Source organism: Nocardioides sp. (assembly GCF_024509035.1).
In the GTDB taxonomy this organism is placed as follows: Bacteria; Actinomycetota; Actinomycetes; order Propionibacteriales; family Nocardioidaceae; genus Nocardioides.
In genome coordinates this window covers 1-12,064 of sequence record NZ_JANINT010000041.1, presented here as the reverse complement: position 1 = coordinate 12,064, position 12,064 = coordinate 1, and the positions used below count along the sequence as shown (strand labels likewise).

Sequence of the window (12,064 nt, the reverse complement as noted above, 5' to 3'; positions counted from 1 at the left end):
GCTCCCAGCCGGTCGCGGACAGCACGTCGTAGTCGTCGGCCCCGAAGGACGCCTGACCGTGTCGGACCAGCAGCACCACACCCATGCCCTCAACCTAGGGCCCGGCGCGCTCGAGCCCGGCCCCGGTTCGTCAGGGACGCCAGGCGGGCAGGAGGTCGTGCACGTCGTTGTCGGTGAGCGCGGTCACCACGAGGGTCTCGAGGTCCACCGTCGCCACCTCGCCCGACGCCGGGACGCCGTCAGCGCTGAAGACCAGGTGCTGCCCGTCCGGCGACCACGACGGCGGCCAGTGGTCGTTGCCGGGCGCCGTGGTGACCCGGCGCGGGTCGCCGCCGTCGGCGTCCATGACGTAGACCTCCTCGTTCCACGACTCCACGTCCTCGGCTCCCGGGTCCCCGGCAGCGGCCACGAAGGCGATCCGCCCGCCGTCGGGCGACCAGGTCGCCTCGGAGGCCGACTCGAACCGCTGCGGGGTCACGTCGACCGGGTCGGAGCCGTCCGGCTCGCTGACCACCACCCGCTGGACCCACCACGGGTCGCCGGAGACCGGAGCCGAGTACAGCAGCCGGCCGTCGGGCCCGACGTCGGGCCACGAGCCCGCGGCGACGAGCCGTCGCTCCTGGCCACCGCCGACGGGGATGGTGAAGATGCCGTCCGCCTGCGTGGCGCAGTCACGGCTCGCATAGACGAGATCCCCGCCGTCCGGGGTCCACGTCGGCGCCGACTCGCAGCGGTCCGGTGTCCGGGTGACCTGTCGAGCCGTGCCGCTGCGGACGTCGAGGACGAACAGGTCGAAGGGACCGTCGGGGGACTCGCCCCCGGCGTACGCGACCTGGTCGCCATCGGGCGACCACGCCGCCATGAGCTCGACGCCGGGGTCGTCGGTGAGCCGCACCGGGTCGCTGCCGTCGGGCCGCACGAGCCACAGGTCGGCGCCGTCCGCCCCGTCCTGCCGGGTGAAGACGATCTCGTGATCGGCCAGGCCGGCCCCCGCTCCGGCGCCCGGCCGCGGCTCGGAGCCGCCACCTCCCCCGCAGGCCACGAGAAGCCCGAGCCCCACCGCCGTCGCTGCCGTCCATGCCGACGTTCTCGCTCGCCTCGCCGCCACCATCGCCCTGCCTCCGTGTCTCGGATGTCCGCTCCTGCCCACCACTTGTGCCGTCGACATGCCCGGACGGTTCACGGCGCTCGCCGGTGACGGCGGCGCTACGCTCGGCCCGCACCACCCAGCACTCAGAACCGAGGGGCGTCATGGCAACTCCCAGTCCCGGCTACTCGATCACGGTCCGGATGGAGGTGCCCTCGTCCGCGCGAGCCACCGGCGACGTCGTCGCCGCCGTCACCGGCGCCGGCGGCTCGGTCACCGCGCTCGACGTGGCCGAGTCGCTCGCGGACCGCATCGTCGTCGACGTCACGTGCGACGCCTCGGACCTCGACCACGCCGACGTGATCACGCAGGCGCTCAACCGCGTCGAGGGCGCGACGGTCCGCAAGGTCAGCGACCGCACCTTCCTGCTGCACCTCGGGGGCAAGCTCGAGGTGGTGCCGAAGGTGCCGCTCAAGCACCGTGACGACCTCTCTCGTGCCTACACCCCGGGGGTGGCGAGGGTGTGCCTGGCCATCGCGGAGAACCCGGAGGACGCTCGCCGCCTCACCATCAAGCGCAACACGGTCGCCGTGGTCACCGACGGCTCGGCGGTCCTGGGGCTGGGCAACCTGGGTCCGGCGGCGGCGCTGCCGGTGATGGAGGGCAAGGCGGCACTCTTCAAGCAGTTCGCCGACGTCGACGCGTGGCCGGTCTGCCTCGACACCCAGGACACCGAGAAGATCATCGAGATCGTGAAGGCGATCGCGCCGGTCTACGGCGGCATCAACCTCGAGGACATCGCCGCCCCCCGGTGCTTCGAGATCGAGGCCCGGCTGCGTGCGGAGCTCGACATCCCCGTCTTCCACGACGACCAGCACGGTACGGCGATCGTGGTGCTCGCCGCCCTCACCAACGCCCTGCGGGTCGTGGGCAAGGAGCTGAGCCAGGTCCGCATCGTCGTCAGCGGCGTGGGCGCGGCCGGCCACGCGATCATCGAGCTGCTGCACGCCCAGGGCGCGACCGACATCGTGGCCTGCGGCCGCACCGGATCGGTGCATCGCGGGCAGGAGAACCTCGACCCGGCCCGGCAGTGGATCGCCGACCACACCAACCAGGACGGCTTCGCGGGCCCACTCGAGCAGGCCCTGGCCGGGGCGGACGTCTTCATCGGCGTCTCGGCGCCGGACCTGCTCACCGGCGAGGACATCGCGACGATGGCCGGCGACGCGATCGTCTTCGCGCTCGCGAACCCCGACCCGGAGGTCGACCCGGTCGCGGCGGGACAGCACGCAGCAGTGGTCGCCACCGGCCGCTCCGACTACCCCAACCAGATCAACAACGTGCTGGCCTTCCCGGGGTTCTTCCGCGGGATGCTCGACTCGGGCAGTCACGAGATCACGCAGGAGGTCATGCTCGCGGCGGCCTCCGCGATCGCCGACGCCGTCTCGCCGTCGGAGCTGAACGCCAGCTACATCGTGCCCTCGGTCTTCGATCCGCGGGTCGCGACCGCGGTGGCCGACGCCGTCCGCGAGGCCGCGACCCCGGCCTGAGACGGTCCAGCCGGCTGCGGCGGGAGGCACCGCCGGCCTCCCGAGCGACCTTCCGGCCGAACCTTCCTGCCGACGTGGCGCGGCGCTAGCCTCGGCCCGTGCACCGGATCTTCACCACGAGCGTCGCCTCGGTCTACCCGCACTACGTCGCCAAGGTGGAGAAGAAGGGCCGCACGGTCGAGGAGCTCGACGAGGTGATCCGGTGGCTCACCGGCTACGACGAGGACGCGCTGCGTCGGCACCTCGAGGCGGAGACGACGTTCGAGGACTTCTTCGACCAGGCGACGCTGAACCCGCACGCCACGCTGATCACCGGTCCCGTGTGCGGGGTGCGGGTGGAGAGCGTCGAGGACCCGCTGATGCAGAAGATCCGCTACCTCGACAAGCTCGTCGACGAGCTCGCCAAGGGCCGGCCCATGAGCAAGGTGCTGCGCTCGCCGGACTAGTCGAAATCCTCTGTCGCCCCGCGACCCGGGTGCGGTCGGATGGGGACATGGACACGCCCACGCCCGCCTTCCTACGCCCCTTCGAGATCCGCGAGGCGGCGCACCGCATCCACGACCCGCTCAGCGAGGAGAAGCTGGCGATCCTCGGCCGTGCCCTCCGGCTCGAGCCGGGGATGCGGGTGCTCGACCTGGCCTGCGGCTCGGGCGAGATGCTCTGCACCTGGGCACGCGACCACGACGTCTCCGGCACCGGGGTCGACATCAGTGCCGACTTCATCGCGGCCGCGACGGCTCGCGCCGGCGAGCTCGGCGTCGCCGACCGCGTCGAGCTCGTGCACGCCGACGCCGGCGAGCACGTCGGCGCGCCGGCGTACGACGTCGTCTCGTGCCTCGGCGCCACCTGGATCGGCGGCGGGCTGGCGGGGACCCTCGCGCTGATGGAGCGCAGCCTGCGCCCCGGCGGCCTGCTGCTGGTCGGCGAGCCGTACTGGATCCAGGAGCCGCCCGACGAGGAGACCGTCCGCGGCTGCGAGGTCGGGGCGCGCGAGGACTTCCGGCCGCTGCCGGACCTGGTCCGCGGGTTCGGCGACCTGGGCTGGGACGTGGTCGAGATGGTGCTGGCGACCCCTGACGACTGGGACCGCTACGCCGCGGCGCAGTGGCTGACGACCCGTCGCTGGCTCGACGAGCACCCCGACGACGCGCTGGCGCCGCAGCTGCGCGCCGAGCTGGACACGGCACCGTGGCGGCACGTGACCTACCAGCGCACCTATCTCGGCTGGGGCGTCTTCGCCTTGATGCGTCGCTGAGCCAGCGCCACCAGTCGCGCCGCCTGCGGGGAGTCCGCGAGCTCCTCGACCGGGACCGGCAGCGGGATCCGCCAGTTGACGCGCTCGACGGTGCCCGGGATGTTCGGCCGGCGCTCCTCGAGCACGGCGTCCTCCAGGGAGAGCTGGAGCAGCAGGCAAGGCGCGCGGGTGAGCTGCACGTACGCCGCCTCCACGGCGTCGGCCGGCGACGCGTGCGTCGCGAGCCCGTCGCGGGTGAGCCGCTCGAGCAGGTCCTCGCGCCCGCCGCGCACGTCCGCCTCGGGCATGCCGGTCGCCACGAGCTGCTCCTCGGCGTCCGATCCGGTCCAGAGACCGGCGACGGTCGGCAGGTCGTGGGTGGTGACGGTGGCCAGCGCGCCGACCGGCCAGTCGGCCGGGTCGTCCTCCTCGAACCACAGCACCTTGTAGGAGAGGATGCCGCGCTCGGCCAGGGCCTCGGGCACGCCCGGCTCGACGGTGCCGAGGTCCTCCCCCACCACGACCGCCCGGGCCCGGTGCGACTCGAGCGCGACGATGTCGAGCAGGTCGTCGCTGGGGTAGCGGACGTAGGCGCCGTCGGTCGCCCCGGCCTCGGCCGGGATCCACCACAGCCGGAACAGCCCCATCACGTGGTCGATCCGCAGTCCCCCGGCGCCGGCGATGGTGCCGCGCACGGACTGGATGAACGGCTCGTACTCGGCCTCGCGCAGTCGCCACGGCACCAGCGGCGGCGAGCCCCAGTCCTGGCCCAGGCTGTTGAGCGCGTCGGGCGGAGCGCCGACCGCGACGCCCTGGGCGAGCGTGTCCTGCCAGGCCCAGGAGTCGGCGCCGCCGCCGGAGACGCCGATGGGGAGGTCCTGCAGCACGGTCAGCTCTCCCGAGGCCTCGCGCAGCTGGGCGTCGAGCTGCCACTGCAGCCAGGCGTGGAAGCCGATCCGCTGCTCTTGGTCGGCGCGGAAGGCGTGCACGGCGGCTGCGTCCGGGCGGCGCAGGCTCTCGGGCCAGGCGTGCCAGTCGGGACCGTGCTCCTCGGCCAGCGCGCTCCAGGTGGCGAACTCCTCGAGCGCGGCACCCTGCGCCTCGCGCCAGGCCGTGAACGCGGGGTCGGCTGCCGATCGGCCGTACGCCGCCGCGAGCGCCAGCCCCTTCACCGCCCAGACCGCGTCGCGGTCGACGAGCGGCTCGCCGGCCACCCGGCGTACCTCCTCGGCGTCGACGTCCGCCGCGTCGAAGCCGGGCACGTCCTCGACGCGGAGGTAGAGCGGGTTGCGGAAGCGGCGGGTGGCGGGCAGGTAGGGGCTGGCCTCCTGCGGGGCCGTCGGGGCGACCGCGTGCAACGGGTTGACGAGCAGGAAGCCGCCCCCCTCGCGCTCGGTCCAGGCGCGCAGCGACCGCAGGTCGCCGAGGTCGCCGATGCCCCAGCTCGCGCCGGAGCGCGCGGCGTAGAGCTGCACCGCCCAGCCCCACGACTGCCGCTGGGGCAGCCAGCAGCGGCCCGGCGAGACGATGAGGCGTCGTTCGGTGCCGCTCGCGGTGCGCAGCCGGTGGTAGCCGAGCGGGAAGTCGTCGGGCAGCCGGCCCTCGACGGTGTGCTCGGTCCCGTCCTCGCAGGTGACGTGCACGCGGCCCAGTCCCGGGTCGCGACCCGGCCGGGTGACGACGGGTGCGCGCTCCTCGAGGTCGGGCGGCGGGGTGCCGATCACCGCCCGGAGGCTCTGGATCGTCGCGTCCGCCACGACCTGCGGCCGGTCGTCGGAGTCGATCCAGTCGCGCTGGATGCCCCATGCGTCCGCGCTCATGCGGTCGGGCTCGTCACTCGTGCGTGCAGCTGTCTCGGCGGCCATGTCCCCCACGGTGCCCGACCGCGGTGCCGGGCATCCGTGGGGGTCCTGGGCTCAGGCCGGGAAGGACCCGCCCGAGGCGGCGAGGTCGCGCAGGTACGCCGAGGGGCGGAACCGCTCGCCGTACGCCTCGGCCAGCTCGTCGGCGCGGGCGACGAAGGCGCCCAGGCCGATCTGACCGGCAGCGTTCTCGTAGCCCTGCATGAACTGGGCGGCGCCGCCGGTCATCGCCGGGAAGCCGATGCCCATGATCGAGCCGATGTTGGCCGCGGCCGCGGACTCGATGACGCCCTCCTCGAAGCACGTGGCGGTCTCGAGCGCCTCGATGAACAGCATCCGGTCCTTCAGGTCCTGCAGGGGGAGCTGCTGCTCGGCGCGCGGGAACGCCTCGGCCAGGCCGCTCCAGATGCCCTGGCGCCGGCCGGCCTCGTCGTACTCGTAGAAGCCGGCGCCCTTGAGCCGCGAGGGGCGGCCGAGCTCGATCATCTTCGCGACGACCTTCTCGCCACCCGAGGGCTCCCACGTCCGGCCCTCGCGCTCGGCGGCGTCGGCGTTGGCCTTCTGGATCTTGACCATCAGCTCCATGTTGAGCTCGTCGGTCAGCTGCAGGGGTCCGACGGGATAGCCGGCCTGGGTGCCCGCGCGCTCGATCGAGACCGGGTGCACGCCCTCGCCGAGCATCGCGAGGCCCTCCATGACCTGGGTGCCGATGACGCGCGAGGTGTAGAAGCCGCGGCTGTCGTTGACCACGATCGGGGTCTTGCGGATCTGCTGGACGACGTCGTAGGCCTTGGCCAGCGCGACGTCGGAGGTCTCCGCGCCCTTGATGATCTCGACCAGCGGCATCTTGTCGACCGGGCTGAAGAAGTGCAGGCCGATGAAGTCGGCCGGCCGGTCGACGCCGGTCGCGAGCTCGGTGATCGGCAGCGTCGAGGTGTTGGAGCACAGCAGCGCGTCGCCGTTGACGTACGGCGCGATCTCGGCGAACACCCGCTGCTTGAGCGAGGGATCCTCGAAGACCGCCTCGATCACCAGGTCGCAGCCGGCCAGGTCGGAGGGCTCGGCGGTGGGCGTGATGCGGCCGAGCAGCTCGGCCTTCTTCTCCTCGGTGCTGCGGCCCTTGGCGATCGCCTTGTCGAGCAGCTTCTCGGAGTAGGCCTTGCCCTTCTCGGCGCTCTCGAGCGCGACGTCCTTGAGCACGACCTCCATGCCGGCGCGGGCGCAGGAGTAGGCGATGCCGGCGCCCATCATGCCGGCGCCGAGGACGCCGACCTTGACCGCGCGGTACGGCGGGATGCCCTGCGGACGCAGCGAGCCGGAGTTGATCGCCTGCAGGTCGAAGAAGAACGCCTGGATCATGTTCTTCGAGCCCTGGTTGACGATCAGGTTCGTCAGGTAGCGCGACTCGACCCGCGAGGCGGTGTCGAAGTCGACGAGCGCGCCCTCGACCGCGGCGGACAGGATCGCCCGCGGGGCCGGGTAGACCGCACCCTTGGTCTGCTTGCGCAGCAAGGCCGGGAACGCCGGGAGGAACCCGGCCAGCGCCGGCGACGTCGGCGAGCCGCCGGGCATCTTGTAGCCGGGCTTGTCCCAGGGGTTCTGGGCCTCCTCCGGGTTGGCCTTGATCCACGCCTTGGCGGCCGGGACCAGCTCCTCGCGGGTGGCGACGAGCTCGTCGACCAGGCCCTTGGTCTGTGCAGCCGACGGCTTGAACTGGGTGCCGGGCAGCAGCACGTCCATGAGACCGGACTGCAGGCCGAGGAGCCGGACGATGCGGGTCACGCCGCCGCCGCCGGGCAGGAGGCCCAGCGTCGACTCGGGCAGGCCGAGCTTGACGCTGTCGTCGTCGACGACGATGCGGTGGTTGCAGGCCAGGCAGATCTCGAAGCCGCCGCCGAGGGCGGCACCGTTGATCGCGGCGACGACCGGCCGCGGGAACTGCTCGAGCCGGCGCAGGCCGGCCTTGACGGCCTCGCCCATCGCGAAGACGGAGGCCGCGTCGTCCTTGGTCGCCTGGACCATGTTCTTGAGGTTGCCGCCGGCGAAGAAGGTCTTCTTCGCGCTGGCGACCACGACACCGGTGACGGACTCGACCTCGTCGTACAGCCGCTGCACGGCGGCGGCCATCGACTCGAGGTAGAGCTCGTTCATGGTGTTCGCGCTCGACGTCGGGTCGTCGAGGGTGAGGGTGACGATGCCGTCGGCGTCCTTGTCGTAGCGGACGGCGGTCTGCTGCTCGGTGCTGGTGCTCATGGAGGTCCTGTTCTGGAAGATCCCGGTGGTTGGGGAAGGCGCGCTAGCGCCTGTCTCGAACCACCGAAGCGGAGGGGACGTGCCGGGGCCGGTCGGCTCTAGACGATCTCGACGATGGTCGCGATGCCCATGCCGCCGCCGACGCAGAGCGTGGCGAGGCCGCGGCGCAGGTCGCGCCGCTGGAGCTCGTCGACCAGGGTGCCGAGGATCATCGCGCCGGTGGCGCCCAGCGGGTGGCCCATCGCGATCGCGCCGCCGTTGACGTTGGTGATCTCGTGGCTGATGCCCATGTCGCGCATGAAGCGCATCGCGACGGCGGCGAACGCCTCGTTGATCTCGAACAGGTCGATGTCGCCGACCTCGAGGCCGGCCTTGGCCAGCGCCTTGCGCGCGGCCGGCGCCGGGCCGGTGAGCATGATCGTGGGGTCGGCACCGGAGACCGCGGTCGCGACGATGCGCGCCCGGGGGGTCAGGCCGAGCTGGGTGCCGATCTCCTCGGTGCCGATCGCGACCAGCGAGGCGCCGTCGACGATGCCGGAGGAGTTGCCCGCGTGGTGGACGTGGTCGATCTTCTCGACCCAGTGGTACTTCTCGAGAGCCACGTCGTCGAAGCCGGCCTGGGCGCCGATGTCGGCGAAGCTCGGCTTGAGGCCGGCGAGGCCCTCGGGCGAGGTGTCGGGGCGGACGGTCTCGTCGTGGTCGAGGACCACGAGCCCGTTCTGGTCGCGGACCGGGACGATCGCGCCGTTGAAGTAGCCGTTGGCCCAGGCCTTCGCGGCCCGGTGGTGCGACTCGGCGGCGTACGCGTCGACGTCGTCGCGCGTCCAGCCCTCGATGGTCGCGATCAGGTCGGCGCCGATGCCCTGCGGGACGAAGCCGGTCTTGAGCGCGGTCGCGGGGTCGGAGGCCCAGGCGCCGCCGTCGGAGCCCATCGGCACCCGGCTCATCGACTCCACGCCGCCGGCGAGGATCAGGTCCTCGAAACCGCCGCGGACGCGGGACGCGGCCTGGTTGACCGCTTCGAGGCCGGAGGCACAGAAGCGGTTGAGCTGCACGCCGGCGACGGTCTCGGGGTAGCCGGCCTTGAGGGCGGCGGTCTTGGCGATGTCACCGCCCTGCTCCCCGACCGGGGACACGACACCCAGCACCACGTCGTCGACGCGGTCGGGGTCGAGGGAGGGGTTACGCTCCTTGATCTCCTCGAGGAGTCCGACGATCAGGTCGACGGGCTTCACCTCGTGGAGGGAGCCGACCTTCTTGCCCTTGCCGCGCGGGGTGCGGATGTGGTCGTACACGAATGCCTCAGCCATGGACCGATTGTGACACTATTACTGTCACCGTCAAGGGACGGACTGAGTCACGACCTGTGAGGAGGGTCATGAGCGACAGCAGGTCGACGCCGGGGTCCACGCCCGACTCGACGCCTGAGTCGACGTCTGGGTCGACGCCTGAGTCGCCGGTCGAGTCGGTGCGCGAGCTGTTGACCCTCGACGAGCTCACCAACCGCGTCGGCATGAGCGTGCGCAACATCCGCTTCTACACGACCAAGGGCCTGGTGCCGCCGCCGATCCGGCGCGGCCGGTCCGGCTACTACAGCCCCGACCACGTCGCGCGGCTGGAGCTGGTGCAGGAGCTGCAGTCGCACGGGTTCACCCTCTCGGCCATCGAGAAGTACGTGTCCGGCATCCCCACGGACGCCTCTCCCGAGGACATCGCGCTGCACCGCACGATGCTCGCGCCGTGGCAGGCCGACGTGCCGGTGGAGATGTCGCGCACCGAGCTGGAGAAGCGGACGGGGCGCACGCTGAGCGAGGAGGACCTCGCGACGCTGGCTGCGCTCGGCATCGTGTTCCGCACCAAGCGCGGTCGCTACGAGGTCGCGGTCTCCCAGCTCTCCGTCGGGCTCGGGCTGCTCGACCTCGGCTTCCCGACCGAGGCCGCGATCGCGGCCGGCGAGGTGTACGCCGAGCACGGCCGGCTGATCGCCAAGGAGCTCAACGAGCTGTTCCGGACGATGGTCTGGCCGGTCTACAAGGAGTCCGGCGCACCGCCGCAGAAGCTGCGCGAGGTGGTCGAGCGGCTCAAGCCGCTGTCGATCGCCAGCCTGGTGTCGGCCTACGAGGCCGCGATGGACGAGACCCGCCGCGAGGAGATCGCCGCGCGGAGTCGTCGTACGTCCCAGGATTGAAGGCGGGATTGAACTCGGCCGGATCCGGCCACTGTGGTGGCATGAGCGAGCCCCTCACCGTCCTGGTCACCGGCGCCACCGGATTCATCGGCAGCCGCCTGGTGCCGGCGCTGATCGAGGCCGGCCACACCGTGCGCGCGATGACCCGGCACCCGGACACCTACGACGGCCCCGGTGAGCCGGTCGCCGGCGACGTCAGCGACCCGGGCACGCTCGCCGCGCCGCTCGACGGCGTGGACGTCGCGATCTACCTCGTGCACTCGCTCGACGACGACGACTTCGAGAGCAAGGACGCCGACGCGGCCCGAGCGTTCGGGCTCGCGGCGGCCGCGAGCGGCACCCGGCAGATCGTCTACCTCGGCGGGCTCGGCAAGGACGACGACGTGTTGTCGCCGCACCTGCGCTCGCGGCGCGAGGTGGAGCGGCTGCTCGGCGAGTCCGGGGTGCCCGTGACCGTGCTGCGCGCGGCGATCGTCGTCGGCGCCGGCGGGATCTCGTGGGAGATGACCCGTCAGCTGGTGAAGAACCTGCCCGCGATGGTGGTCCCGAAGTGGGCCGGCACCCGCACCCAGCCGATCGCGCTGGACGACGTGGTGCGCTACCTCGCCGGGGTGGTGGGTCGGGAGGAGGCGTTCGGGAACGCGTACGAGATCGGCGGGCCCGACCAGCTCAGCTACGTCGAGATGCTCCAGCAGGCGGCCGAGGTGATCCAGGGCCGGCAGCTGCCGATCATGACGGTCCCCGTGCTGACGCCCAAGCTCTCGTCGTACTGGATCTCGTTCGTCACCAACGTCGACGCCACCACCGGGCGCAACCTCATCGACTCGATGGGCACCGAGGTGATCGTCACCGACCACGCCATCCGCGACCTGGTGCCGGGCGAGCCGCTGAGCTACCGCGAGGCCGTCCGCCGCGCCGTCGCCGAGTCATAGACGTTGACCCGCCCGAAAGTTTCGGGCGGGTCAACGTCTAGAAGAGCGCGGGGAGGGCGAAGAGCATCGTGAGCGACCAGGTGCAATGGGTGAGGATCGGGGCGAGGATGCCGCCGGAGGCGCGGCGCTCGAGGCCGACCACGGCGCCGAGCAGCAGCGCGGCGAACGCGAGCATCACGTTGCCGGTGGCGAGCGTGGCGACGGCGTAGGCGACCGTCGTCCACACGACCGGGTGGCGGGTGATCGCGGCGTACGCCGCCCCGCGGAAGAACAGCTCCTCGGCCACGCCGTTCACCGCGGTGATCACCACCAGCAGCGGCCACGAGCCCTGGTCGGCGTGCTCGACCACGGAGCTCACCTGGTCGTCGAGGAACGGCACCTCGCGCACGACCAGCGCCCCGACGACGAACACCGCCGCCAGCGCCAGGCCGAGCGCGATGGGTGTCAGCACCGGGCGCCGGCCGACGCCGTCCGGTCCGGTGCCGATGCGGCCGAGGTGGAGCGGGCCGGAGGCGAATGCGCCCACGGCCCACACCCCCGCCAGGACCAGCGTGGCGGGATAGAACCACGCGCTGCCTGGCTCGATGCGCAGCGAGAGACCGAGCACGATGCCGCCGAGGACCACGAAGCTCGCGGTCACGAGCTGGCGGCGCCGCAGGGCGGCAGGGGTGGCCCGGTGGTCGCGCGGGACCATTTCCCACAGCGCGCGGCGCAGCCAGGTCATCACGAGTTCGCTCACCCCTTCGGGAGTGGAGTCCCCCGTTCGGGGGACCTCCACACCCGGTCGTGCTGTGGTGCTACTTACGCCCGGCGCTGAACGACGCGGCGCTGTGCTTGGCGGCGCCGCCGGTGCTCGTTCCCGCGCCACCGGAGCGGCGCCGCGAGCGGTTGGCGCCACCGGAGCGACCGGAGCCGCCCGCCGAGCCGCCGGAGCCGCCGGCGCCGTTCCCGGCTGCCG

10 protein-coding genes are annotated in these 12,064 nt (G+C 72.4%); 5 read left to right on the top strand and 5 right to left on the bottom strand.

What is annotated here, in order from left to right; translation table 11 throughout:
• Nucleotides 1-130: 130 nt before the first annotated feature.
• Nucleotides 131-1,060, bottom strand: coding sequence for a hypothetical protein (locus Q0L15_RS03885; protein WP_296602381.1), 930 nt, complete (start codon nucleotides 1,058-1,060; stop codon nucleotides 131-133).
• 191 nt (nucleotides 1,061-1,251) lie between these two features.
• On the opposite strand from Q0L15_RS03885, the gene Q0L15_RS03880 reads away from it, so the two are divergent.
• From Q0L15_RS03880 to Q0L15_RS03870, 3 genes are all read left to right on the top strand, one after another.
• A complete protein-coding gene (locus Q0L15_RS03880; protein ID WP_296602380.1) occupies nucleotides 1,252-2,637 on the top strand; it encodes an NAD-dependent malic enzyme in 1,386 nt (461 codons plus the stop codon).
• A 98-nt stretch (nucleotides 2,638-2,735) separates the two neighbouring features.
• The gene (locus tag Q0L15_RS03875) at nucleotides 2,736-3,083 is read left to right on the top strand and encodes a DUF2200 domain-containing protein (RefSeq protein ID WP_296602379.1); all 348 of its coding nucleotides are present in this window, start codon (nucleotides 2,736-2,738) and stop codon (nucleotides 3,081-3,083) included.
• Nucleotides 3,084-3,130: 47 nt separating this feature from the next.
• A complete protein-coding gene (locus tag Q0L15_RS03870; protein WP_296602378.1) occupies nucleotides 3,131-3,892 on the top strand; it encodes a methyltransferase domain-containing protein in 762 nt (253 codons plus the stop codon).
• On the opposite strand, the gene malQ is transcribed toward Q0L15_RS03870, so the two are convergent.
• The 3 genes from malQ to Q0L15_RS03855 form a co-directional block, all read right to left on the bottom strand.
• Nucleotides 3,853-5,691: a 4-alpha-glucanotransferase gene (gene malQ / locus Q0L15_RS03865; RefSeq protein WP_296602377.1), complete on the bottom strand. Its 1,839-nt coding sequence runs from the start codon at nucleotides 5,689-5,691 to the stop codon at nucleotides 3,853-3,855. The two genes, Q0L15_RS03870 and malQ, sit on opposite strands and share 40 nt — an antisense overlap.
• A 96-nt stretch (nucleotides 5,692-5,787) precedes the next feature.
• A complete protein-coding gene (locus Q0L15_RS03860) occupies nucleotides 5,788-7,986 on the bottom strand; it encodes a 3-hydroxyacyl-CoA dehydrogenase NAD-binding domain-containing protein (protein WP_296602375.1) in 2,199 nt (732 codons plus the stop codon).
• 98 nt (nucleotides 7,987-8,084) lie between these two features.
• Nucleotides 8,085-9,296 (bottom strand): acetyl-CoA C-acetyltransferase, encoded by a 1,212-nt coding sequence (locus Q0L15_RS03855; RefSeq protein WP_296602374.1) that lies wholly within the window; start codon nucleotides 9,294-9,296, stop codon nucleotides 8,085-8,087.
• Nucleotides 9,297-9,364: 68 nt separating this feature from the next.
• Here Q0L15_RS03855 and Q0L15_RS03850 point away from each other — a divergent pair, with 68 nt between their 5' ends.
• The gene (locus tag Q0L15_RS03850; protein WP_296602373.1) at nucleotides 9,365-10,174 is read left to right on the top strand and encodes a MerR family transcriptional regulator; all 810 of its coding nucleotides are present in this window, start codon (nucleotides 9,365-9,367) and stop codon (nucleotides 10,172-10,174) included.
• A 41-nt stretch (nucleotides 10,175-10,215) separates the two neighbouring features.
• Complete coding sequence (locus Q0L15_RS03845) at nucleotides 10,216-11,106, top strand: NAD(P)H-binding protein (RefSeq protein WP_296602372.1); 891 nt, start codon at nucleotides 10,216-10,218, stop codon at nucleotides 11,104-11,106.
• A gap of 37 nt (nucleotides 11,107-11,143) precedes the next feature.
• Here Q0L15_RS03845 and Q0L15_RS03840 read toward each other — a convergent pair whose 3' ends face one another.
• A complete protein-coding gene (locus Q0L15_RS03840) occupies nucleotides 11,144-11,845 on the bottom strand; it encodes a CPBP family intramembrane glutamic endopeptidase (protein WP_296602371.1) in 702 nt (233 codons plus the stop codon).
• Between the last annotated feature and the right edge of the window lie 219 nt (nucleotides 11,846-12,064).

Coding starts and splice junctions, on each gene's coding strand:
- Q0L15_RS03880 (WP_296602380.1), top strand. CDS start 1,252: ATGGCAACTCCCAGTCCCGGCTACTCGATCACGGTCCGGATGGAGGTG.
- Q0L15_RS03870 (WP_296602378.1), top strand. CDS start 3,131: ATGGACACGCCCACGCCCGCCTTCCTACGCCCCTTCGAGATCCGCGAG.
- malQ (WP_296602377.1), bottom strand. CDS start 5,691: ATGAGCGCGGACGCATGGGGCATCCAGCGCGACTGGATCGACTCCGAC.
- Q0L15_RS03860 (WP_296602375.1), bottom strand. CDS start 7,986: ATGAGCACCAGCACCGAGCAGCAGACCGCCGTCCGCTACGACAAGGAC.
- Q0L15_RS03855 (WP_296602374.1), bottom strand. CDS start 9,296: ATGGCTGAGGCATTCGTGTACGACCACATCCGCACCCCGCGCGGCAAG.
- Q0L15_RS03850 (WP_296602373.1), top strand. CDS start 9,365: ATGAGCGACAGCAGGTCGACGCCGGGGTCCACGCCCGACTCGACGCCT.
- Q0L15_RS03845 (WP_296602372.1), top strand. CDS start 10,216: ATGAGCGAGCCCCTCACCGTCCTGGTCACCGGCGCCACCGGATTCATC.